19 protein-coding genes are annotated in these 21,568 nt (G+C 65.5%); 7 read left to right on the forward strand and 12 right to left on the reverse strand.

Annotated elements, in window-relative coordinates:
- Window positions 1-82 precede the first annotated feature (82 nt).
- The gene (locus AC1Q7Q_RS08640) at window positions 83-1,330 is read right to left on the reverse strand and encodes a branched-chain amino acid ABC transporter substrate-binding protein (protein ID WP_492370580.1); all 1,248 of its coding nucleotides are present in this window, start codon (window positions 1,328-1,330) and stop codon (window positions 83-85) included.
- A gap of 426 nt (window positions 1,331-1,756) precedes the next feature.
- Here AC1Q7Q_RS08640 and AC1Q7Q_RS08645 point away from each other — a divergent pair, with 426 nt between their 5' ends.
- The gene (locus AC1Q7Q_RS08645) at window positions 1,757-2,461 is read left to right on the forward strand and encodes a FadR/GntR family transcriptional regulator (protein WP_416053329.1); all 705 of its coding nucleotides are present in this window, start codon (window positions 1,757-1,759) and stop codon (window positions 2,459-2,461) included.
- A 76-nt stretch (window positions 2,462-2,537) separates the two neighbouring features.
- Here AC1Q7Q_RS08645 and AC1Q7Q_RS08650 read toward each other — a convergent pair whose 3' ends face one another.
- Together AC1Q7Q_RS08650 and AC1Q7Q_RS08655 are read right to left on the reverse strand one after the other, a co-directional pair.
- Window positions 2,538-3,095, reverse strand: coding sequence for a hypothetical protein (locus AC1Q7Q_RS08650; protein ID WP_492370579.1), 558 nt, complete (start codon window positions 3,093-3,095; stop codon window positions 2,538-2,540).
- A gap of 106 nt (window positions 3,096-3,201) precedes the next feature.
- Window positions 3,202-4,098 (reverse strand): LysR family transcriptional regulator, encoded by an 897-nt coding sequence (locus AC1Q7Q_RS08655; RefSeq protein ID WP_174423471.1) that lies wholly within the window; start codon window positions 4,096-4,098, stop codon window positions 3,202-3,204.
- Between the two features lie 116 nt (window positions 4,099-4,214).
- Here AC1Q7Q_RS08655 and AC1Q7Q_RS08660 point away from each other — a divergent pair, with 116 nt between their 5' ends.
- From AC1Q7Q_RS08660 to pcaD, 4 genes are all read left to right on the forward strand, one after another.
- Window positions 4,215-5,336, forward strand: coding sequence for a muconate/chloromuconate family cycloisomerase (locus AC1Q7Q_RS08660; RefSeq protein WP_043352961.1), 1,122 nt, complete (start codon window positions 4,215-4,217; stop codon window positions 5,334-5,336).
- Window positions 5,337-5,372: 36 nt separating this feature from the next.
- Complete coding sequence (catC, locus tag AC1Q7Q_RS08665; RefSeq protein ID WP_492370578.1) at window positions 5,373-5,651, forward strand: muconolactone Delta-isomerase; 279 nt, start codon at window positions 5,373-5,375, stop codon at window positions 5,649-5,651.
- A gap of 90 nt (window positions 5,652-5,741) precedes the next feature.
- On the forward strand, window positions 5,742-6,728 hold the full coding sequence (locus AC1Q7Q_RS08670; RefSeq protein ID WP_492370577.1) for a tripartite tricarboxylate transporter substrate binding protein: 987 nt from the start codon (window positions 5,742-5,744) through the stop codon (window positions 6,726-6,728).
- Window positions 6,729-6,735: 7 nt separating this feature from the next.
- A complete protein-coding gene (gene pcaD, locus AC1Q7Q_RS08675; protein WP_492370576.1) occupies window positions 6,736-7,524 on the forward strand; it encodes a 3-oxoadipate enol-lactonase in 789 nt (262 codons plus the stop codon).
- A 118-nt stretch (window positions 7,525-7,642) separates the two neighbouring features.
- On the opposite strand, the gene AC1Q7Q_RS08680 is transcribed toward pcaD, so the two are convergent.
- Together AC1Q7Q_RS08680 and AC1Q7Q_RS08685 are read right to left on the reverse strand one after the other, a co-directional pair.
- The gene (locus AC1Q7Q_RS08680; protein WP_492370575.1) at window positions 7,643-8,446 is read right to left on the reverse strand and encodes a DUF3047 domain-containing protein; all 804 of its coding nucleotides are present in this window, start codon (window positions 8,444-8,446) and stop codon (window positions 7,643-7,645) included.
- Between the two features lie 150 nt (window positions 8,447-8,596).
- Entirely contained in the window at window positions 8,597-9,340 is a 744-nt protein-coding gene (locus tag AC1Q7Q_RS08685; protein WP_492370574.1) for an SDR family oxidoreductase, read from the reverse strand.
- A gap of 157 nt (window positions 9,341-9,497) precedes the next feature.
- Between AC1Q7Q_RS08685 and AC1Q7Q_RS08690 the strand changes: the two genes are divergently transcribed.
- Window positions 9,498-10,403: a LysR family transcriptional regulator gene (locus tag AC1Q7Q_RS08690; protein WP_492370573.1), complete on the forward strand. Its 906-nt coding sequence runs from the start codon at window positions 9,498-9,500 to the stop codon at window positions 10,401-10,403.
- 31 nt (window positions 10,404-10,434) lie between these two features.
- Here the strand turns inward: AC1Q7Q_RS08690 and AC1Q7Q_RS08695 are convergent, their stop codons facing one another.
- The 6 genes from AC1Q7Q_RS08695 to AC1Q7Q_RS08720 all read right to left on the reverse strand — a co-directional run bounded on the left by AC1Q7Q_RS08695 (window position 10,435) and on the right by AC1Q7Q_RS08720 (window position 18,344).
- Window positions 10,435-10,617, reverse strand: a complete 183-nt coding sequence (locus AC1Q7Q_RS08695) for a hypothetical protein (protein WP_174423480.1) — start codon at window positions 10,615-10,617, stop codon at window positions 10,435-10,437.
- A 79-nt stretch (window positions 10,618-10,696) separates the two neighbouring features.
- A complete protein-coding gene (locus tag AC1Q7Q_RS08700) occupies window positions 10,697-13,792 on the reverse strand; it encodes an efflux RND transporter permease subunit (RefSeq protein WP_492370572.1) in 3,096 nt (1,031 codons plus the stop codon).
- Between the two features lies 1 nt (window position 13,793).
- The gene (locus AC1Q7Q_RS08705) at window positions 13,794-14,975 is read right to left on the reverse strand and encodes an efflux RND transporter periplasmic adaptor subunit (protein ID WP_492370571.1); all 1,182 of its coding nucleotides are present in this window, start codon (window positions 14,973-14,975) and stop codon (window positions 13,794-13,796) included.
- A gap of 21 nt (window positions 14,976-14,996) precedes the next feature.
- A complete protein-coding gene (locus AC1Q7Q_RS08710; RefSeq protein ID WP_492370570.1) occupies window positions 14,997-16,247 on the reverse strand; it encodes a TolC family protein in 1,251 nt (416 codons plus the stop codon).
- A gap of 625 nt (window positions 16,248-16,872) precedes the next feature.
- A complete protein-coding gene (locus AC1Q7Q_RS08715; RefSeq protein ID WP_492370569.1) occupies window positions 16,873-17,565 on the reverse strand; it encodes a DUF746 domain-containing protein in 693 nt (230 codons plus the stop codon).
- A gap of 173 nt (window positions 17,566-17,738) precedes the next feature.
- A complete protein-coding gene (locus AC1Q7Q_RS08720; RefSeq protein WP_492370568.1) occupies window positions 17,739-18,344 on the reverse strand; it encodes a response regulator transcription factor in 606 nt (201 codons plus the stop codon).
- 80 nt (window positions 18,345-18,424) lie between these two features.
- Here AC1Q7Q_RS08720 and AC1Q7Q_RS08725 point away from each other — a divergent pair, with 80 nt between their 5' ends.
- Window positions 18,425-20,062 (forward strand): sensor histidine kinase, encoded by a 1,638-nt coding sequence (locus tag AC1Q7Q_RS08725; RefSeq protein WP_492370567.1) that lies wholly within the window; start codon window positions 18,425-18,427, stop codon window positions 20,060-20,062.
- A 54-nt stretch (window positions 20,063-20,116) separates the two neighbouring features.
- Here AC1Q7Q_RS08725 and AC1Q7Q_RS08730 read toward each other — a convergent pair whose 3' ends face one another.
- Window positions 20,117-21,457 carry an MFS transporter gene (locus AC1Q7Q_RS08730; RefSeq protein ID WP_492370566.1) on the reverse strand — a complete coding sequence of 447 codons (1,341 nt, stop codon included), beginning with the start codon at window positions 21,455-21,457 and terminating at the stop codon, window positions 20,117-20,119.
- Between the last annotated feature and the right edge of the window lie 111 nt (window positions 21,458-21,568).

The following is a 21,568-nucleotide window of genomic DNA, read 5'->3' on the forward strand; positions in this document are numbered from 1 at the left end:
GGCGCATGGCCGTACTTGCCGGCGCCCGCGCCGCAGCGGCGCGGGCGCTGGCTGATGTTGCTAGGGTGTTGTGGACAGGGGATCAGCTGGGGCGCTGCATCTTGCAGCTGGCCTGGGCCGGCGTGGCGGCCTCGGCGGCGGAGAAGGTCTTGACCGGCTTGAAGCCCATGTCGGTGCCGTCGACCTTGAACTTCGCATCCTTGGCGACCACGGACACCACCATCGGCAGCAGCACCTGGTGATCGGCGGCGCGCATGCTCATCTCGCCCAGCGGCGATCTGACCTTGGCGGTTTCGAGCGCCTTGGCCAGTGCGCTGGTGTTGAGCTTGCCGCCTTCCGGCTTCACGGTCTTCAGCGCCTCGCCCAGCATCTCCACCGCGAACACCGTCTGTGGCTCGATGTAGGCGGGCATATGGCCCTGCCGGGCCTTGAAGTCGTTGGCGAAGCGCTCACTGTCGGCGCCACCCGCCTCGGCATTGAAGGGGTGGGCAACATAGTGGCCCAGCGCCACGTCGGCGGCGTTGCCGATATTGCCCGGCTGGTCGAGGAACACGGTGGCGAAGCGCGTCTTCAGGCCGGCCGCCTTGCTGGCCTTCATCAACAGCAGCAGGTCGTTGGACCAGTTGCCGGTGATCACGCTGTCCGCCTTGGCGGCAGCGATCTTGGCCACATAAGGCGAGAAGTCCTGCACCTTGTTCACGTCATGCAGCGTCTTTTCCACCACCGTGTAGCCGCCGGCGCTGGCGTAGTCGCCGATGGCCTTTTCCATGTCGACGCCCCAGGAGTAGTTCTGGTTGATCGAATACACGCGGGTGCCCAGCGCATGGAGCGGCTTCATCGCGCCGACCAGCGCCTTGACGCGGATCTGCGCATTGGTGGCGAACTTGAAATGGTAGAAGTGGCACTTCTCGCCGGTCAGCTCCATTGCCTCGCCGCCGACGTTCATGAACAGGATTTCCTTGCCCGGATTGCGCAGGTTGAACTTGCGCACGTCCTCGGTGATCTGGCCGGACACGGCCGACGACGAGCCTTGCATGACAATCTGGGCGCCATCGGCAACGGCCGCCTTCAGCTTGTCCGCAGCACCTGCCGGGCCGCCCTGGTTGTCGTACTCGACCAGCTGGAGCGGCTCGCCGTTCCAGCCACCGGTGGCGTTGATCTTGTCGATCGCATAGCGCGCCGCTGCGCGGAACATCAGGCCGGTGGATGCCTGCGGGCCGGACAGCGTCTCGACCAGCGCAATCTTCACCGGCGCCGCCGATGCCGTGCCCGCCAGCACGGAGAGTGCCGCGGCTGCGAACAAAGGACGGGTAATGCGGCTACCGCTCATGGGTGTCTCCTGGCTATTGTTTGGATTCATCTGGCGGGCGCCGAAACTGGCCCGTCATAGTGGTCTGACCTGTGGTTAAAGTGGTCTGACAGGTTTACTATAGGGAGATGGGAGGCGATCGTCAACGGCGACTTGCGCGCCATGCGGGTTTCTACTGAGAGTCCGATCGGACGTGTATCCGCGTAGCGGAACGAGGGGTGCGTGCCCTTGCAGGGATTGGCTTACGGGCGAATAACGGGAGCCGGCACCGCTTCGTGCTGGTACATTCCACACGTTTCATGCGCGCGAAGACGTGCTACATTGACCTGTAAGACCAATTTAAAATCGAGCGCCAACCAGAAGCTGTCTGGCGCCAGGGAGCCCGTATTGAACAAGACCGTGCCCGGTGCCGCGGCGCCGCCGCCCACCCAGCGCCCGGAGGGAACCATGTTCCATCCCGAGCCCAAACACTTGCCGGACGAGATCGCCAGGCGCCTGATCCAGGCGATCCAGGCGGGCGAGTTCGCCGTGGGCGACCGCCTGCCCAGCGAGCGCTTGCTGTGCGAGCAGTTCTCGGTCAGCCGCGCGGTCGTGCGCGAGGCCCTGTCGCAGCTCAAGTCAGAGGGGCTGGTTGCGCCCAAGGCGGGCAGCGGTGTGTTCGTGACCGAGCGCAGCCAGCGCCAGGCGTTTCGCATGCAGGATGTGGCCATCGACGAGAAAGATTCGCTGGCCATGGTGATGGAGCTGCTGGTGACGATCGAAGTGGCGGCCACCAGGTTCGCGGCCATGCGGCGCACGCCGGAAGACCTCAAGCGGATCCGGCGCGCGCTGATCGGCATGGAGTACGAGATCGCCAACGACAGGTTGGGCGATGAAGAGGACTTCGCCTTTCACCAGGCCATTGTCGAGGCGACGCACAACCCGCACTTCCAGGCCTTGAGCGAACACCTGGAGCACGGCGCGCGGCGCGTGATCCGGCAGGCGAGGAGCAATACCAAGAGCCATCACGCGGACATGGTCGAGGCCGTGCAGGAAGAGCACAAGACCATCTACGACGCGATCGTGGCGGGCGATCCCGAGCGGGCGGCGGAGGCGGCGGAAACCCACCTTCGCAACGCCGCCAAGCGGCTGAACATGTACCTCAAGGGGTGACTGGCGGCTGACCGGCGGGGTGGCCGGCAACCGCCGATGGGCTGTCCGCGTTCTTGTCCCGTCGGGCTTGCCTGGCTTATTCCAGCCCGGCTAGGCCCAGTTGGAAGCGTTGGCTCAACCGCTCGCCGCTGGCTAGCAAAACGCTCACTTCCACCCCCGATGCCATCGTCTGGCAGGCCGCGCGGCTGGTGCCGGAGACCGACACGCTGGCACCCTGCGGGCAAACGCACACGGCATGCCCCTGGCCCTCGGTATCGACCGTGACCGCGCCGTAGCCGGCCCGCATCGACAGGCCGGAAGCCTGGCGCCAGGTCCATGCGGACGGGGGCACAGAGGCGGTAATGTCGGTGCCGTCGCCCCGCAGCACCGCAGCGGTGGCGGTGACCCGGGGCACACCGGGCGTCAGCGGCGTGTCGGCGTAGGTGAGTTGCAGGCGCAAGGCGCAGTCCGGCGCCAGGGCGGAGGTGGCGTTGCGCGCCGTGGGCGGTTGGAGCAAGGTGAGTGCTACCTCACCTTGCTCGCCGCGCCAGACCTTGCGCAGCGTGTCCCCGCACGCTTTTAGCAGCGCAATGAGCAGGCCGCCTGGCCGTGGCGCGGCGTGGCCCGATAGTGACCCTGAGTGCATCGATGGCACGATTTCCCCGTATCCTTTTTATAAAGGCACTCTACAAACCGAGCGGCCTTCGCGCATCACCCATTCATGGGATGCCGCCGGGTTTTCTCACGGCCGGCGCGGGATTTCAGGCCGAAGGCGGTGTCCCGGCCAGTTCGCCGACGCGCCTGACCACCTCTGCCAGTAGCGCCGAGCTGTCGTCGCTGCGATAGCTCATCATCACCGGCGAGGTAAAGCCGGGTGCGTCAATCGGCACGTAGGCCACGTCGTCGCGGTGCAGGCGCTGCACCGATGCCGGCACCAGGCAGATGCCAAGCCCCGCAGCCACGAGGCCGATGGCGGTCTGCAGCTCATTGGCCTCCTGCGCCACGCGCAACTGCAGGCCCTGCGTGCGGAACAGCGCCAGCACGTGGTCGGCGTAGCTGGGGCGGGGCCGCGCCGGGTAGAGCACGAAGGGGTGGGCCGCCAGCTGCGCCGGCGTCATGGGCGGGCCTTTAAGCGCCGGGTGGCCGCTGGGCACGGCGGCCACCAGCGTTTCGGCCATTACCACCGTGCGGGTGATGGCCGGGTCGTCCAGCACGATGCGGCCGAAGCCGATATCGATGCGGCCGGCTTTCAGCGCTTCCATCTGCTGTACGGTGGTCAGCTCCGACAAGCCCACCTCCAGCGCCGCATCGGACCCCCGCACCAGCCGGATCAGTTCCGGCAGGAAGCCATAGAGCACTGATGGCACGAAGCCGATGCCGAACCAGCGCTTTTCGTTGCGGCCAATGCGCCGCGTGCCTTCCACGATCTCGTCGATGCGCTGGTTGAGCTGCAGCGATTGCTCCAGCAGGAAGCGGCCGGCCTCGGTCAGCCGCACCGCGCGCGAGGAACGGTCGAGCAGCACGGTGCCGATTTCGTCCTCCAGCTGGCGGATCTGGCGCGACAACGGCGGCTGGGCGATATGCAGGCGCTCAGCCGCGCGGGTGAAGTTGAGTTCGGCCGCAACGGCCTGGAAATAACGCAGGTGACGTAGCTCCATGACCCCGTCCTTTCATACTTTAAAGGTATTGATCGGGACATACTCGGTCTTGGACACCCAGGATGTCAAGCCACATACTGCTTCTCAACGTATTCCATACTTGGCAGACACCCAGCATGAAAGCAACCGTCACCTCCGTCGAAGCCATCCTGGTCGACCTGCCCACCATCCGGGCGCACCAGCTTGCCATGACCACCATGCAGCGCCAGACCCTGGTGATCGTGCGGCTGCGTTGCAGCGACGGCATCGAGGGGATTGGCGAAGCCACCACCATCGGCGGCCTGAGCTACGGCGACGAAAGCCCCGAGGGCATCAAGCTGACCATCGATACCTACCTGGCGCCTGCATTGGCCGGCATCGACGCGTGCAATATCCACGCCGCCATGCAGCGCCTGGCTTCGGTGGCGCGGGGGAATCGCTTCGCCAAGTCGGCGCTGGAGTCCGCGCTGCTCGATGCGCAGGGCAAGCGCCTGGGCCTGCCCCTGTCCGAGTTGCTGGGCGGCGCGGTGCGGCCGAACCTGGCCTGCCTGTGGACGCTCGCCAGCGGAGACACCGGCCGCGATATCGAAGAAGCCGAAACCCTGCTGGCCGAGCGCCGCCACAACACCTTCAAGCTCAAGATCGGCCGTCGCAGCGTGCGCGATGACGTGGCCCATGTGTCCGCCATCAAGCGCGCGCTGGGCGACCGTGCCCGCGTGACCGTGGACGTCAACCAGGCCTGGAACGAAGCCGATGCCGCCACCGGCATCGCCATGCTGGAAGCCGCCGGCATCGATCTCGTCGAGCAGCCCGTGCCGCGCGAGCAGCGTGGCGCGCTGGCCCGGCTGGCGGCGCGCTTCGTGGTGCCGGTAATGGCCGATGAGGCCGTGTGCGGTCCCGAGGATGCGATGGAACTGGCGCGCATTGCAGGCGCGGACGTGTTTGCGCTGAAGATCTCCAAGTCCGGCGGCATCTTCGAGATGCTGCGCACAGCGGCGGTAGGCGACGCGGCCGGCATCGCGCTGTACGGCGGCACCATGCTGGAAGGCAGCGTGGGCACCATTGCCGCTGCCCACGGCTTTGCCACGCTGCCGCGGCTGGCCTGGGGCACCGAGCTGTTCGGCCCGCTGCTTCTCAAGGATGATGTGGTGACGGCGCGCCCCGAGTACCGTGACTTTGCCTTGCACCTGCCGGTAGGCCCGGGGCTTGGCCTGACGCTGGACGAAGACAAGCTGGCCCATTACCGCCGCGCCGCCTGAGGCGCTGCCCAAGCAAACATAACCGAGGATTCAAGCATGTTGTTTCTGGTGAGAATGGACGTAAAGATGCCGGTGGACATGCCGGCCGCGCTGGCCGACGAGATCAAGGCGCGCGAGAAGGCGTACTCGCAGGACCTGCAGCGCCAGGGCAAGTGGCCGCATCTGTGGCGCGTGGTGGGCGAGTACGCCAACTACAGCGTGTTCGATGCCGAGTCCAACGACGAACTGCACACCATGCTCTCCAGCCTGCCGCTGTTCCCGTACATGGAAATCCATGTCACGCCGCTGGCCAAGCACCCGTCGTCGATCAAGTAAGCCGGCCGGCTCGCCGTTACCCTGAATACCGCCGCGGCCCCGATGGCCGCGTTCCAACACCAACTCCGAATCCATTTGGAGGAGACTCTGATGCGCTTGCCATTCCTGCGCGCGTGGGCCGCCTGCGCCTGCGCGCTGGCCACCCTGGCCGTGCTGCCGTCCGCCGCCCACGCCGACAGCTATCCCGATCACCCGATCCGCTGGGTCGTGCCATTCCCCGCGGGCGGCGCGATGGACAATATCGCCCGCACGCTGGGCGAGGAAATGTCGAGGAGCCTGGGGCAGTCCATCGTGGTGGAAAACCGCCCCGGCGCCGGCGGCAATATCGGCGCCGAGATGGTGGCGCGCTCGCCCGCGGATGGCTACACGCTGATCATCGTCGCCAACGGCATGGCGGTGAACCCCGCGCTGTACGGCCGCCTCAGCTACGACCCGGTGAAGGATTTCGCGCCAGTCTCGCTCCTGGCGGTGGTACCTAACGTGCTGGTCACCAGCAAGGCCAAGAAGCTGCCCGCCACGGTGCCCGACCTGATCGCCGCGGCGCGCGCCACGCCGGACAAGTACACCTATGCCTCCGCCGGCAACGGCACCTCGATCCACCTGGCCGGCGAGCTGTTCACCTCGCTCACGGGCGTCAAGATGCTCCACGTGCCCTACAAGGGCAGCGGCCCGGCCATGACGGACCTGCTGGGCGGCCAGGTCGACTATATGTTCGACAGCATCACCTCGGCCAAGCCGCATATCGACTCCGGCAAGCTCACGCCCATCGCGGTGACCACCGCCAAGCGCTCGTCGACGCTGCCGAACGTGCCGACCCTGGCCGAAGCCGGCGTCAAGGGCTATGACCTGTCGCCATGGTTCGCCGCTTTCGTTCCGGCCAAGACGCCGCCCGCCGTGGTCGCACGGCTGAACCAGGCCATGGTGGACGCGCTGGCCAAGCCGTCGGTGCGTACCCGCCTGGCCGCCATCGGCGCCGAGCCGATCGGCAGCACGCCCGCGCAGCTGGGCAAGCACCTTGCTGCTGAAACCGATAAATGGGGCAAGCTGATCCGCGAACGCGGCATCCGCGCGGACTGAGAACGCCATGACCACTGCATTGCACCAAGGCATCGCGCTGCACTACGAGATCGAGGGGGCGCCCCACGCGCCCGTGCTGGTCATGTCCAACTCGCTGGGTACCGACATGCAGATGTGGGCGCCGCAGATGGAAAGCCTGCTGCCGCGCTTTCGCGTGCTGCGCTACGACACCCGCGGCCACGGGGGCTCCGGCCTGCCGTCCCCGGCTGCGGCGCCGTTCGGGTTTGCGGAACTCGGCCAGGACGTGCTGGCCATCATGGATCACGCCGGCATCGGGCGCGCGCATTTTTGCGGGCTGTCGATGGGCGGCATGACCGGCATGTGGCTGGCGGCCAATCACCCCGAGCGTTTCGACCGCTTCGTGCTGGCCAATACCGCCGCCCTCATCGGCCCGGCCAGCGGCTGGGACATGCGCATCCAGACGGTACGCAGCCAGGGCATGGCCGCCATCGTCGATGCGGTGCTGGCGCGCTGGTTCAGCGCCGCCTGGCTGGCCGGCAACGCCGCGCGCATCGCGCCGGTGCGCCAGATGCTGCTGGAGGCATCGCCCGAAGGCTACACGGCCAACTGCGCCGCCGTGCGCGACGCCGACCTGCGCGCGCAGCTGCAGCGCATCTCCTGCCCGGTGCTGGTGATTGCCGGCACGCATGACCTGGCCACCACGCCGGCGCAAGGCCGCGAAGTGGCGCAAGGGATTGCCGGGGCGCGCTACGTGGAGCTGGACGGAGCCCACTTGTCGAACTGGGAGCAGCCGGAGGGGTTTGCGCAGGCGGTTTGCGGGTTTTTGGCAGGCTGAGGCGGATTGCTCACCCGTCCTGCGCAGGCATCATTGCGATGCGATCCCGCGTGTTCTGAACCCCTTTGAATGATTGGCAAGCGACGACCGCAATCCGCGTTTGCCGTGGCACGCGACGCTACTTCGCCGCCCCGAAGCGGATATCCCCATACCAGGCACGCGCGTTGCCGCCCGTGTTGTCGGTATCGGTGAGCAGGCCGTAGGCGCTCAGCTTGCCGGGCTTTTCCTTGAAGGCATGCTCGAAGTCCTGCTCCACGTTGCGGCTCAGCGTGAGCCACTTGCCGGCGGCGTCGGCTCCGCCTGACACCACGATCATCTTGACCCGCGAGGTGTGGGGGTTGTCGATGACCGTGCCGACCGGCGCGGTATTGGACCAGATGTACATCAGCGTGGCATAGGGCAGCTCCTCGCCCGCCAGCGTCTTGGCCAGCTTGATGGCGGTGCGCTCGCCCAGCGATAGCTTGTCCGTATCTCCATCGAACATGAACACCAGGCGCGCCGGCGCGTCTTCCTTGGCGGCGACGCTGTTGTCGGCTTCGTCGATCGGGTGTTCCACCTTCCAGCGCCAGTTGACCTGCGGGGTCGCCTCCAGGTCCAGGTTGGCGCCCTTGTGCATCAGCGCGGAGGCGGAGGCGGTCGCGTCGGCTTCCAGTACCGTGGCGTGGTCCTGCGCCACCAGGCTGTAGTGGGTCGACGCCTTGCCGTGCGCCACCGGCAGGTTCTTCCACCCGGGCGGCAACGGGCCGCCGGGCGTGCCGGTGGAGAAGGCGGCGCCGGGGGGCGGCGCCGATGCTGCCGATGCCTGCGCTTGGGCCGGCGCAGCGTGCGCCAGCAGCAGGCCGCAGGCTAGCAGGGTGGCCAGCACGTGCGCGCGGGGCGCCACCGAGCGGGTGGAATGCGTCAAAGCCAGATGGGGGGTCATGATCGATTGCCCGATGCTCGCCGTCATTGTTCTTATTGTCTCCATTGTAGGCAGCGGCCCGGGCCTTTGTGTGCGCGCCGGCCAGCGCATTGCCGAAGATCTTGGTGTAGTAGCGGTAGCCCGCGTCCAGATGCCGTGCCGCGCAAGCGCTCAGGCCACGCCGCCGTTGGCGCGCAGGATCTGGCCGTTGACCCAGCCGGCATCGGGGCTGGCGAGGAAGGCGACGACGCAGGCGATGTCTTCCGGCTGGCCCAGGCGTTGCAGCGGGGGCATCTTGGCGAAGGCCTGGATCTGCTCTTCGGTCTTGCCGTCGAGGAACAGCGAGGTCGCGATCGGGCCGGGGGCCACCGCATTGACCGTGATGTTGCGGCCGCGCAGTTCCTTGGCGAACACGTGCGTGAATGCCTCCACTGCTGCCTTGGTGGCGTTGTAGACGGCATAGCCGGGCATGTTCAGCGCCAGCGTGGTGCTGGAGACATTGACGATGCGCCCGCCGTCGGCAAGCCGCGCGGCGGCTTCGCGCAGGGTGTTGAAGGTGCCGCGCACATTGATGTCGAAGGTCTGGTCATAGAGCGCGTCGCTGGTGTCGGCCAGCGGCACCGTCTTGAGCATGCCAGCGTTGTTGACCAGCACGTTCACCTTGCCCAGTTGCTGCTCGGTGATCTCGAACAGGCGGCGCACATCGTCGGCCTTGGACACATCGGCCTGCACTGCGATGGCCGACGCGCCAGCGGCCTTCAGTTCGGCCACGAGGGCATCGGCCTGGGCCGCGCCGGCCGCGTAGTTGATGGCGACGGCAAAACCGTCCTGCGCCAGGCGCCTGGCAATGGCGGCACCGATGCCGCGGGATGCGCCCGTGACGATGGCGACTTGGGCGGGGTTGGTGTTGTTCATGATCCGTTTCCTTTCAGGTGGTGGGTTGGTGAAACAGATCATGGATCATTCCTGTGTAAAGATAATTGGTGGTATTTTGATATCATTGCTCCGTTTATATTAACAATAGGGCGCCCCAGGGTCTTTCATTGCCCACGCCGGCCCCGTTCAGCTACGCATGGACCGATTCCAGGAAATGCAGGCCTTCGTGCGCATCGCCGAGCGCCAGAGCTTTACCCAGGCCTCCGAGGATCTCCAGATCCCGCGTGCCACCATCACCAACCTGATCAAGCGCATGGAACAGCGGCTCGGCGCCCGGCTGCTGGAGCGCACCACCCGCACGGTGCGGCTGACGCACGATGGCGAAGCGCACTACCGGCGCTGCGTACGCCTGATAGCCGACCTGGAAGAAGCGGAGGGGTCATTCCGGGATACCGCGCCCAAGGGCCTGCTGCGCGTGAACCTGCAGGGGACGCTGGCCCGGCATTTCGTGGTGCCGGCGCTGCCGGATTTCCTGGCGCGCTATCCCGAGCTGGAAATCCATATCGGCGAGGACGACCGGCTGGTCGACCTGGTGCGCGAGGGAATCGATTGCGTGCTGCGCGCGGGCAACCTGCAGGATTCGTCGATGGTGGGGCGCCGGGTTGCGCTGCTGGAGCAGGTGACCGTGGCCAGCCCGGCCTACCTGGCTCGCTATGGCGAACCGGCGGATCTTGATGCATTGCTGGCGCATCGCGCGGTCAACTACATCTCCAGCGGCACCGGCAAGGCGGTGCCGCTGGAATTTACGGTAGCTGGCCGCGTGACGGCCGTGCAACTGGCGGCTGCCATTTCGGTCACTGGCGCCGATCTCTACACCGGCGCCTCGGTGGCCGGGCTGGGGCTGGTTCAGGTGCCGCGCTATCGGGTGGCAAGGGAGCTGCGGGAGGGCCGCTTGCAGGTCGTGCTGGCGGACCTGCCGCCGCCGCCGATGCCGGTGTCCGTGCTGTATTCGCAGAACCGCCAGCTATCAATGCGGGTGCGGGTGTTCGTGCAGTGGCTGCGTGATGTGTTCGAGGCAGGCGCCGAGGGAACCAAGGCTTGATTCCAATCGGCGCCTGAGGCTCGCCGGCCGGTTATTTCCGCACGTTGGACGGCAGCACCGAGTTCCGGCTGGACTGCTTGGCGGATTGCCCTGACTGCGCCGACTGCCCCTTGCCGCTGGCCGACGACTTCGGCGACGCGGCGCCGGCTACTCCGACGCCGGCACAAAGCAGGATGGCGAGCAGTGCCGCCGGTGCATTCTTTCGCATGCTCATGATGGACTCCCGTTGCGTGGCCGGTCCGCCCGGGGCGTGCCGGCCACTGGTTGGTTCAGGTTCAGGTTCAAATTCCGGCTCAAATGCCTTCGGCCGGCGTCAGCGAGGCCGCGTCCGGGCCGCCCTTGCGCCCGCGATGGCGGTTGACCCAGGAGAACACCACCGGCAGCACCAGCAGCGTCAGCAGCGTGGTGGTCACCATGCCGCCCACGATCACCAGCGCCAGCGGGCGTTGCGCTTCCGAGCCGATGCCGTGCGACAGCGCTGCGGGCAACAGCCCCAGGCCCGCCAGCATGGCCGTCATCACCACCGGGCGCAGGCGCAGCGCCGCGCCCTCGACCACGGCTGCATGCAGATCGTCGGACTGCGCCAGCCGGTTGACGTAGGAGATCAGGATCACCCCGTCCTGGATCGCGATGCCGAACAGCGACAAGAAGCCGATGCCCGCCGAGATCGATAAGGTCTCTCCTGCGATATGCAGCGCCAGCAAGCCACCGATGGCCGCGAACGGCACGTTCAGCACCACCATCAGCGCATCCTTGAAGTTGCCGAAGGTGCTGTACAGCAGCAGGAAGATCACCAGGATGGTCAGCGGCACGATCACCGCCAGCTTCTTCTGCGCGATCTTCATCTGGTTGAACTGGCCATCCCAGAAGATGCTGTAGCCTGCCGGCAGCGTCACCGCCTTGCCGACCTTGTCCTGCGCCTCGGCCACCGCGCTGCCAAGATCTCGTCCGCGCACGCCGAACTTGATGGCGATATAGCGCTTGCCGGTCTCGCGATAGACGAAGAACGGCCCATCGGTCGCCTCCACCTTGGCCACCATCGACAGCGGAATGCGCTGGCCGTCCGGCGTATCCACCAGCAAGCGGTTGATGACATCCGGGTTGTTGCGCGCCTGGTCGTTGAGCCGCACCGACAGCCCGAAGGTCTTCTCGCCCTCCAGGATGTTGGTGACCGCATCGCCGCCAATCGCAAACTGCACGGCGGACTGGATGTCGCTCACGTTCATGCCGAAGCGCGCGCTCTTCTCGCGGTCCACCGTGATGTTCAGCGTGGGCTGGCCGAGTTCCTTGAAGATGCCGACGTCAGCCAGGCCCGGCACCTTCTTCAGGATGGACTCGACCTCCTTGGCCTTGTCCTGCAGCGTCACCAGGTCGGAGCCGTAGATCTTCACCGAGTTCTCGCCCTTGACCCCGGACAGCGCCTCGTTCACGTTGTCCTGGATGTACTGCGAGAAGTTGTACTCGATGCCCGGGATACGATCCAGGTGCTTGGACAGGCGTTCCACCACCTGCTGCTTGGTCGCACCCTTGGGCCAGTCGGCCGGGGGCTTGAAGTACAGCGCGTATTCCTGGTTGAACACGCCGGTGGAGTCGGTGCCATCATCCGGGCGGCCAATCTGCACCGACACGGTTTTCACCTCGGGCTGCTGGCGGAAGAAGCCGCGCAGGTCGCGCGCGACGGAGGCCGAGTAGTCGAGGTCCACGGTGTTGGGCAACGTGATGCGCAGCCACAGGTTGTTCTCCTCCAGCGTGGGCAGGAACTCGGTGCCGAGGTAGCGCGAGCTGTACAGCGTGCCGGCCAGGCCGATGAACGCAGCCAGGAACACCAGGCCGGGCTTCTTCAGCAGCTTGCGCAGCAGGGGCTTGTAGGCGCGCAGGATCACCGCGATGAATTTCGGCGAGTGCGGCCGCAGCGAGCCACGGAACACAAAGGACGTCACCGCCGGCACGAAGGTCAGCGCCAGCACGATCGAGGCCAGCAGCGCGAAGCCCATGGTGAAGGCCATCGGCTTGAAGATGATGCCTTCCACCCCGCCCATGAAGAACAGCGGCGAGTAGGCCACGATGATGATGCCGGTGGAGAAGATCATGGCGCGCTGGACCTCGCTGGTGGCCTTGACGATGCCATCCTCCACGTTGGTCTCGCCCTCCTCCAGGTGGCGCATGATGTTCTCCATCACGATCACCGCCGCATCCACGATCAGCCCGAAGTCGATCGCCCCTAGCGAGATCAGGTTGGCCGGCACCTTGAAGTGGGCCATGTTGATGAACGACACGCACAGCGCCAGCGGGATCACCGCCGCCACCACCGCTGCGGCGCGGAAGCTGCCGAGGAAGATGAACAGCACGATCAGCACCAGCGAGATGCCGACGAACAGCGCATGCTCGACGGTACCCATGGTGATGTCGAGCAGGTTCTGGCGGTCATAGAACGTCTTGACCTGGATACCCTTGGGCAGCACGTTCTGGTTGATGTCGGCGATCTTGTCGCGCACCCGCGCCAGCACCTCGGTGGCGTTCTCGTCGCGCTTCATCAGCACGATGCCTTCGACGATATCGTCGTGCTGGTCGAACTGCACCATGCCCAGGCGCGGCGTGTTGCCCACCCGCACCTCGGCGATATCGCGCACCCGCACCGGCACGCCGCTGGACACCGACACGGTGACGTTGCGGATGTCATCGAGCGTTTGCAGCAGGCCCACGCCGCGTACCACGAACTGCTGCTCGCCGGCCTTCATCAGGCCGCCGCCAGTATTGGCGTTGGCATTCGACACCGCATCCACCACCTGCTTGAGCGAGAGCCCATAGGCCTGCAGCTTCTCGGGCGTCGGCACGATCTGGTATTGCTTGACCTTGCCGCCAAAGGCCGTGATATCGGCCACGCCCGGGACGTGCTTGATCTCCTTGTAGACGTTGTAGTCCTGGTAGGTCTTCAGCGTGGTCACGTCGATGCCGTCGGCCTCGATCCGGTAGCGCAGGATTTCGCCGGTGGCGTCGCCGTCCGGCGACAGGTTGGGCTGCACGCCCGGCGGCAGGTTGGCTTGCGACAGGTAGGTGACGAAGTTCTGGCGGGCCTTGAAGTTATCCACGCCCTCCTTGAACTTGACGGTCACAACAGACAGCCCGAACAGCGAGACCGAGCGGAAGGACTGCACGTCCGGCACGCTGGCCAGCGCGTTCTCCACCGGAATCGTGATCTGCTGCTCGACCTCCACCGTGCTGCGGCCAGGCCACTGCGTAATGGCCTGCACCGTGACCGGCGCCACGCCTGGGTACGCCTGCAGCGGCAGCTGCAGGAAGCTCAGCACGCCGGCCGCCAGCAGGCCAACGGCCAGGAAGACGATCACCAGGCGCCGCTTGAGGATGCTCTTGATTGGCGAGAAGACCATCTCAGGCCTCCTGCTTGAGCAGCATTTCGTTGAGCAGCATGCCGCCCTGCGTCACCACCCGCACCGACGCGCCGGCCGGCACGCCTTCGGTGACCTGGAAGGTACCGTCGCTGCGCGGCGTGCCCTGCACGGTCACGCGCTCGATGTGCTTGTCGTCCGGCTGCGTCATCAGGTAGAGCTTGCCCTGGTCCTTGACGATGGCCGATTGCGGCACCACCAGCGCCTGCGCGCTGCCGGTGACGATGCGCGCGGTGGCGTACATCTCCGGCTTGAGCGTGCCGTCCGGGTTGGGCACATCGCAGCGTACCTGCAGCGTGTGCGTATCGGCGTCGACATTGGGCGCGATAAAGCTGACGCGCCCGCGGTAGTGCCGGCCCGGGTAGGCCGGGGTCTCGATCTCGATGACCTGACCCAGGCGCACGTTCTTGATGTCGTTCTCGTACAGGTTGCCGGTGAACCAGATCGAGCGGGTGTCGATGATGCTCATCAGCGAGTCGCCGACATTGAGGTAGGAGCCGGGGTCCATGTCGCGCTTGACGATGGTGCCGCCGATCGGCGCGCGGATGGTCAGCGTGTCGGAGGCCACGCCGCGCTCGCGGATGCGGGCGATGTCCTCGGTGGTCGCGCCCAGCACGCGCAGCTTGTTCTCGGACGATTGCATGGTCAGGCGGGCATCGTCCACCAGTTCCTTCAGGTCGCTGTTGTTGAGCGTCTTGAAGGCGTTATGCGAGAGCAGGAATTCGTTCTGCGCGGAGATGTACTCGGGCGAGTACAGCTCGGCCAGCGGCTGCCCGGCATGCACCACGGCGCCCTCGAACACCAGGATGCGCTCGACGCGGCCGGCCACGCGGGCCGAGGCCAGCTTGGCCTGCTGCACGTTGTAGGCCAGCTTGCCGGGCGTGGGCGTGTCGACCGTCACGGCTTGCGTGCTGAACACCGCGGACTTGACCGCGTTCGGGTCGAAGCCGCCTTCGGGCAGCGTCAGCAGCGACGGCACGTTGCGGGGTTTCGCCGCCTCGGGCTTGGCGTAGGGCGCGGCCATGCCGGCCTTGCCGGCTTGCTCCGCCTGTTGTGCCTGTTGTGCCTGTTCAGGCTGTTGGGACTGGGCCCAGTACTTCCCGCCCCAGATACCGCCGGCCAGGACCACCACAAAGCCAGCGCCGATCATCAGATTCTTGTTCATAGGTTCAAGGCCTTGCGGCCATCAGAATTTGTCCCGGCCCACCGCGGCGGCGAGCGTGTAGTAAGCCTGGCGCGCCTCGGACTCGGCCTGCGTCACCGCCAGTTCCGCGTTCTTGAGCGCGGAGCTGGCGGTCAGCAGGTCGGTGAAGTCGGCATTGTTGTTGGCGTAGTTGGTGAAGGCCATCTTGTAGGCGGTCATGGCCTCCGGCAGTTGCCGCTGGCGCAGGAACTCGGCCTGGTTCACCGACTGGCGCAGGTTGTTGTGCGCGGTATCCACCGCCAGCAGCGTCTGCTGGCGCACCGACTGGTCATTGGCATCGGACGCCACCTTGTTGGCCACGGCTTCATCCACGCCGTACTTCTCCTTGGTGAAGAAGAACAGCGGGATGATCACGTCGAACTCGATGCCGTAGCTGGCCGGCTTGAAGCCCAGGGGCGGGTTGCTACCGTTGAAGGTGCCGATGATCTGGAAGTCCGGCAGGTAGGCCTTGCGGGCCAGGCGCACGCCCTTCTCGGCCGCTTCCACCAGGAAGCGCGATGTCCGCACATTAGGATGATCGCGCAGCGCCATGTCTTCCAGCTCAGGCAACGGCGTGGGCGGCAGGCGCGCCGCGCTGGCGTCCGGGCGCAGCTCCAGCGGGAACTCGGGATTCTTGCCGATCAGCGTGTTGATGGTCTTGAGCGCGTTGTCATGCTGGCGCTCCAGGCCAAACATATCGTTCTGCGCGCTGCTCTGCGCCACCTGGGCGTTGAGGTAGTCCACATAGCCCGCCGCGTTGTTGGCGTAGCGGATGCGCGCGACCTGCTTGACCTGCTCCAGCCGCTTGAGGTTCAGGCGCAGCACATCGAGCTGCGCCTTCTGCGCCAGCGCCTGGAAGTAGGTCGTGCTCAATTGCGCGTAGAGCTGCAGGTACAGCGCGTCGCGCTGCGCGTCGATCGATTCGGCTTGCGTGTTGGCGATATCGGCGGCCAGCGCCTTCTTGCCCGGAAACGGGATCGACTGCGTGAGCGTATAGCTGAAGCTCTCGGCGCGCGCCAGCGCCAGCGGGCTGTTCTTGGGCAGGTTGCCCCAGATAAAGCCCACCTGCGGGTTGTTTGGCGCGGCGATCTGCGGCACGGTGGCCTTGGCCGCCATATAGAGCGAGCGCGCCTGGATCAGTTGCGGGTTGTTGGCGCGCAGCTCCTCCGACAGCTCCCACAATGAGAACCCGGGGCCAACGAGGCCCTTTGTCTTTTCTTCGGCACTGAGCGTGGCCGCTGGCGTGGCGCTCACCCCGGCGCCGCGCGGCGCTGCCTGATCCCACCCGCTGGCTGGCGCTTTGCCGGCAGCAGGCGCTTTCTGCACAGGCGGAACAAGCGGGACCGGATCGGTATCTCCGCTTAGTTGAACACCCCATGCGACCCGAGCCGAAAAGACCAGGATGACGGCTGCTCCAACTTTTCTGTTGGTTGGTTTTTTAATCATAAACACTCCCATCGCTACTTGTAACAGTTATGACAGGGCAAGCTTTCAATTGCCCTTCCAGAACATTGCAAATGGCTTTCGGAAATTTAGGGGATTACCCGCATGGGGAATTGAAAATTGGAATCCAGCATCGACTATTCCGCAGAGCGATAGCAGAATCGCTATTGAAACCCTTAGGATTGCCATGTCACGCCGCAAGCCGGTTGGCACGCGCTGTCCCATGAAATGGGGGAAATGCAGGAAGTGGCCAGGACTATCTATTCCGCGGGACGCTCTGTATCCGGCGTGCGAAAGAAATAGGTGGCCGTATTTAAAGGCAATAGGATATTTACATCGAAATCAATATGGATTGATCGATGGTATTGCTGATTAAATCAGGTCTGGGGCCGTGAAAAAAAGGATCCTGCCTTTCCTTTATCTGGTTTATTCCATGCTAGTGCGTCGTCCGTTCGCATAGCGGGCACACCCGGATCAACAGGGGCGCGTTTTCCATTTCGGCGAGCGCATCGCTATCGTCGGAGGCGACGGTGCACTTGCACTCGCGCGCCGCGCTTGCGGGCTCGCCGCGGGAGTTCGCCGGCAGTACCGCGTAACGAACGCCGAGCTGCATGCGCCGCTCCCAGTCGCCTTGCGGATCCAGCGTCAGCAGCCACAAGCGGGTCTGGATCGACCAATGCCTGACGGTTTCGCTTTTGATCCCCAGGCGGCGTGCCGCTTCGGCGACCGATACTTGCTGGGAGGCCAGGTTGAAGAAGGCTTCCGCCTTGTCCTCCAGCCTGAGCCGCGCCATGGGTGTGCCGGTCAGCCGGCTGAAGCGCTGGCGGCAGCCGGCGCAATGAAAGAGCGGCAGGCTACTGCCATCGGTACCGTCATAGGTCGACTTGCGGGCCCGGCAACGCGGGCATTGCGGCGGCCGGTGGCTGGCGCTGTGCAGCTTGCGCCATGCGGACAGCAGGAAGGCGGTCAGGTCGGCATCGGAGACGTCCGCCGCCCCGCTCGCACGCACATGGATCAGCGTCGTGGCACGGCGCAGGTCATCCGCATGGAGATGCACGTTCGCGCTCGCGCGGCTGGCGGTGGGATCGACCTCGGCTCGCGTGGGTCGTTGCTGCTGAAATCTGCTCATATCGTCGGCGCGGGTGGATCCGGCCATGACGCCGTGGACCCCGGGGCTGGCGCCCTGGTCGTAAAATCCCGCTAACCCGTGCTCCGGGAGCGATGAAATTGCGCCGATTCTATGTGGATTGGCCGCCGCCGAGTACTGTGATTGATCACAGTAAGCCGGGCGGCGCCGCGCCGCTAGGGCTTGATGATGCCGGCGGACGCGGCCTTGACGACCGCTTCGATGCGGGTGGCCACGCCGAGTTTCTGGCGTGCGTTGTCAATGTGGAAGTCGACCGTGCGCTTGGACAGGCCCAGGATGGTGGCGATCTCGCCCGAGGTCTTGCCCCGTGCCGACCAAACCAGTGCTTCCACCTCGCGCTCGCTGAGCTGCACGGCTGGCAGGCCCGGCCGCGTGCGCGCAATCCGCGCAAGGCGAGCCTCGACAATGCTGGACAATATGTCGAAATCGACCGGCTTGGTCACGTAGTCGTCGGCCCCGAGCCTGCGCCCCCTGAGCTCGGCCTCGCGCTGCGCCAGTGCCGTGAGGAACACGAAGGGCATGTCGGCAAAGCGCGGCGCCAGCGAAGTGATCTTCTCCAGCAGTTCGAAGCCGGTCATCACTGGCATACTCACGTCGCAAAGGACGAGGTCCGGCGTGTCGCGCAGAATGGCGGCAAAACCTTGCTGGCCGTCGTGCGCGATGCTCACGGCAAAGCCCCGCTCGATCAACTCTTCGGCGATCAGTGCGGCCGTTTCGGCATCGTCCTCGATGCAGAGGATTTTCCGGCGGGCATCGGTCATGCTGGTCCTTGGTGGCGGCGGCGAGCCGCGTCTTGCGGCCCGCCAACGTACAGCGTAGCGAAATTCTGGATAAAAGTCTTATGAATCACTCGATTCGTCCGGCGCCCGCCAGCCGGCGAGTGCGTCGCGGCCTGGGGCGGCGCCTGGTCGGGCTGCCCGATTCAGTGCCCATGCTCAGGCCGATTCGTGTCCGGCTGTCGCTTGTGTTCGTGCTGTTCCTGCTGCTGGTGGTGGGCGTGGGCCTGTTTGGCATCAACCGGCTCAGCAACTTTCACAGCGTGTCGGCGCAGATCAGCGGCCGCTGGCTGCTGAGCAACCGTATCCTGGGTGACCTCAACAATTATATTTCGGACTACCGCGCGTTCGAGGGCGACGCGCTGATCGCGACGACGCGCGCCGACCTGCGCGCGGCCGAGGGGCAGATCAGCCGGCTAGACGATGTGATCAAGGAGGTCGAGGCCCGCTATGGCAAGATCGAGCACGATCCTGCCGAGCTGGCGCTCTACGAGCAGTTCATGACGCAATGGTCGGCTTACCGGCAACTGGTCGATCGCGTGGTCTCGCTGGCCCACCAGAAAGACACCACACAGGCCGTGGCGCTCTATCGCGGCGAGTCGCGCAGCGCCTTCGAGCAGGCCAACGGCACGCTGGGCGTGCTGACCGAGCGCAACGTGGTTGGCGCCGCGCAGGCAACCGAGCGCGAGGCGGACGCCTATCACGAGGCCCGGCAACTGATTGCCGGCGTCATCCTGGTGTCGGGCTTGCTCGTGATCGCGGCGGTGATCTATCTGGTCAGGGCGGTATCGAACCCCATTGCGGGGCTGGTCGAGCGCATGCACCGCATCATGGACAACGATCCTCACGTGGAGATCCCCGGGGCCGGGCGCAAGGATGAGATCGGTGAAATCGCCCGCGCCGTGGTGCGCTTTCGCGACAATACGATCGAACTGGAGCGCAGCAAGGCGGCGTTGGCCGCCCAGACGACGATGCTGCTGGATACGCTGGAAAACGAGCGGCGCCTTGCGGTGCTCCAGCGCAATTTCGTCTCGATGGCCTCGCACGAGTTTCGCACGCCGCTCAATGTGATCGACGGCCACGCGCAGCGGCTCATGCGCATGAAGGAGGCGCCGAGCGCCGAAGTCCTCGGCGAGCGCTGCGGGCGGATCCGGGTTGCCGTGCGGCGCATGACCAACCTGATCGACCACCTGCTCGATTCCTCGCAACTGCTGGACGGCGGGCGCCTTGCCACGCTGCAAGGCGTCGACTTCTCGCTGACCCTGCTGGTGCACGAAGTCTGCGAGATGCACCGCGAGAGTTCTCCCACGGCCGTCATCGAGGAGATCATCGACCCTGGCTTGAATGAGATCTTCCATGGCGACGCCAAGCTGCTGTTCCAGGCCTTCAGCAACCTGGTTGGCAACGCGATCAAGTATTCGCCCGCAGGCACCCCGGTCACTGTGCATATTTCCGGCGGCGCCGACATGATCCGCGTGTCCGTGTCCGATCGCGGCCTGGGCATCCCGGACAAGGACCGCGAGCATATCTTCGAGCGCTTTGTGCGCGGCGGCAATGTCGCCGGCACGGCAGGCGCAGGCGTTGGCCTCTACCTGGTCAGGCTGGCGGTCGATCTGCACCAGGGCGAGGTCGTGGTCACCAGCAAGGAAGGGCAGGGGTCGAGCTTCGTGGTCAGCCTGCCGCGCGCGGCGGCATCGGGCTGAAGGCTTGGGCTGGATTTGAGACAGACGCCCGGGCCAGGGCATCGACCTCTTGGATCATTCTGCCGAGGCAACGATTCCCGCATCGCGCTCGAGGCGGGGACCCACGCCCGGACGGACCTGGAGCATGGCGAACACGCCCAGCGCCGTCGCAACCGAAGTGGCGATGAACATGGACGAATAGCCGTAGCGTGCCGACAGGATGCCGGCCAGCGTGGGCGCCAGGACCGCAGCGATGTTGGCGATGAAATGCATGATGCCGCTGAACGTGCCGACGCGCGAGGGCGCGGTATCGATCACCACCGCCCAGTAGACGGAGTTCGGCAAGGCGTTCAAGGCGTTGCCCAAAGTCATCAGGGCGATGACGGTCCACACGCTGTGCGCCTGCGACACCATCAGGAAGCACAGGGTTGTCAGCAACAGCGAGGCGGCGGCAAACCAGCTTCTTGCAATGACCAGCTTGCCCGTGCGCTTTAGCAGCCAGTCGGAGATGCGCCCGCCCAGCAATACCGTAAAGCACGCGCCAACCCAGGGAATCATCCCGATGTACCAGAGGGAGGAAAGGGTGAAGTTGAACTCGTCGTGCAGGTACTTCGGTGTCCACGTCAGCAGCATGAAGTTGACGTAGATAAAGGAGAAATAGCCGATGGAGTTGAAAACCAGCGTGCGGCTCTTGAAGAACGCCCACCAAGGCAAGGCGGCGCTTGCGCTTGCGGTGCCTTTGGGGGCTTCACCCCGTCCGGCCTGAATCTGGGCGAGTTCTGCCGCATTCACCTTCGGGTGATCCTCGGGCCGGTTGGTGTAGACGCGCGAGAATAGGGCGATCAGCACCAGGCCCAGGACGCCGAGCACCACATACATGGCGCGCCAGCTGTCGGTGAGCAGCAGCAGGCCGACCGCTACCGGCGCGGTAAGCAGCGCGCCCAGCGGCGTGCTCAGCAGGCCGATGGATACCGCGAAGCCGCGCTCGGCCGGCGATGCCCAGGCGGACATGGTCTTGTTGATGATCGAGTAGGCGGGCCCCTCCGAGAAGCCGAAGAGGATGCGCACCATGGCAAATCCGCTCAGGGCCGAGCCGCCGAACACCGCGAGGCCGATGTCGCCCGCCCAGACCATGCAGATCGCGAACAGTGACCAGGCCACGCCTGCGATCACCCAGACCCGCTTCGCGCCGAGGCGGTCTGCCAGCGCACCGCCGATCAGCGCGCCAAACATATAACCGTAGCCGAAGTAGCCCAGCACCGCGCCCCAGCCGGCGCGGTCGAAGCCGTACTCCCCGATGATCTGCCCGGCCGAATAGGCGATGGCGCCCCGGTCAATGTAGTTGACCAGCGCAATCACGACGATCAGCAAGAAGATGGTGAAGCGATACCGGGTGGGCGGCGGGTGTTGGTGCATCGTGCGTCTCCGTAACGGGTTGGGAGTTGGCTTAGGAGCCTCAGGTTGTCTTGCGGATTGTATAGTATATATAATGCATAATGCATAATGCATACCTTAACGCTACGGGAA

It is taken from the genome of Cupriavidus sp. GW823-FHT07A04 (assembly GCF_058794615.1).

Excerpts from the sequence above, each read along its gene's own strand:
- AC1Q7Q_RS08660 (WP_043352961.1), top strand. The coding sequence starts at position 4,215 with ATGAAAGCAACCGTCACCTCCGTCGAAGCCATCCTGGTCGACCTGCCC.
- AC1Q7Q_RS08700 (WP_492370572.1), bottom strand. The coding sequence starts at position 13,792 with ATGGTCTTCTCGCCAATCAAGAGCATCCTCAAGCGGCGCCTGGTGATC.
- pcaD (WP_492370576.1), top strand. The coding sequence starts at position 6,736 with ATGACCACTGCATTGCACCAAGGCATCGCGCTGCACTACGAGATCGAG.
- AC1Q7Q_RS08645 (WP_416053329.1), top strand. The coding sequence starts at position 1,757 with ATGTTCCATCCCGAGCCCAAACACTTGCCGGACGAGATCGCCAGGCGC.
- catC (WP_492370578.1), top strand. The coding sequence starts at position 5,373 with ATGTTGTTTCTGGTGAGAATGGACGTAAAGATGCCGGTGGACATGCCG.
- AC1Q7Q_RS08680 (WP_492370575.1), bottom strand. The coding sequence starts at position 8,446 with ATGACCCCCCATCTGGCTTTGACGCATTCCACCCGCTCGGTGGCGCCC.
- AC1Q7Q_RS08715 (WP_492370569.1), bottom strand. The coding sequence starts at position 17,565 with ATGAGCAGATTTCAGCAGCAACGACCCACGCGAGCCGAGGTCGATCCC.
- AC1Q7Q_RS08695 (WP_174423480.1), bottom strand. The coding sequence starts at position 10,617 with ATGAGCATGCGAAAGAATGCACCGGCGGCACTGCTCGCCATCCTGCTT.
- AC1Q7Q_RS08725 (WP_492370567.1), top strand. The coding sequence starts at position 18,425 with ATGAATCACTCGATTCGTCCGGCGCCCGCCAGCCGGCGAGTGCGTCGC.
- AC1Q7Q_RS08685 (WP_492370574.1), bottom strand. The coding sequence starts at position 9,340 with ATGAACAACACCAACCCCGCCCAAGTCGCCATCGTCACGGGCGCATCC.
- AC1Q7Q_RS08640 (WP_492370580.1), bottom strand. The coding sequence starts at position 1,330 with ATGAGCGGTAGCCGCATTACCCGTCCTTTGTTCGCAGCCGCGGCACTC.
- AC1Q7Q_RS08655 (WP_174423471.1), bottom strand. The coding sequence starts at position 4,098 with ATGGAGCTACGTCACCTGCGTTATTTCCAGGCCGTTGCGGCCGAACTC.
- AC1Q7Q_RS08690 (WP_492370573.1), top strand. The coding sequence starts at position 9,498 with ATGGACCGATTCCAGGAAATGCAGGCCTTCGTGCGCATCGCCGAGCGC.
- AC1Q7Q_RS08720 (WP_492370568.1), bottom strand. The coding sequence starts at position 18,344 with ATGACCGATGCCCGCCGGAAAATCCTCTGCATCGAGGACGATGCCGAA.
- AC1Q7Q_RS08730 (WP_492370566.1), bottom strand. The coding sequence starts at position 21,457 with ATGCACCAACACCCGCCGCCCACCCGGTATCGCTTCACCATCTTCTTG.
- AC1Q7Q_RS08705 (WP_492370571.1), bottom strand. The coding sequence starts at position 14,975 with ATGAACAAGAATCTGATGATCGGCGCTGGCTTTGTGGTGGTCCTGGCC.
- AC1Q7Q_RS08670 (WP_492370577.1), top strand. The coding sequence starts at position 5,742 with ATGCGCTTGCCATTCCTGCGCGCGTGGGCCGCCTGCGCCTGCGCGCTG.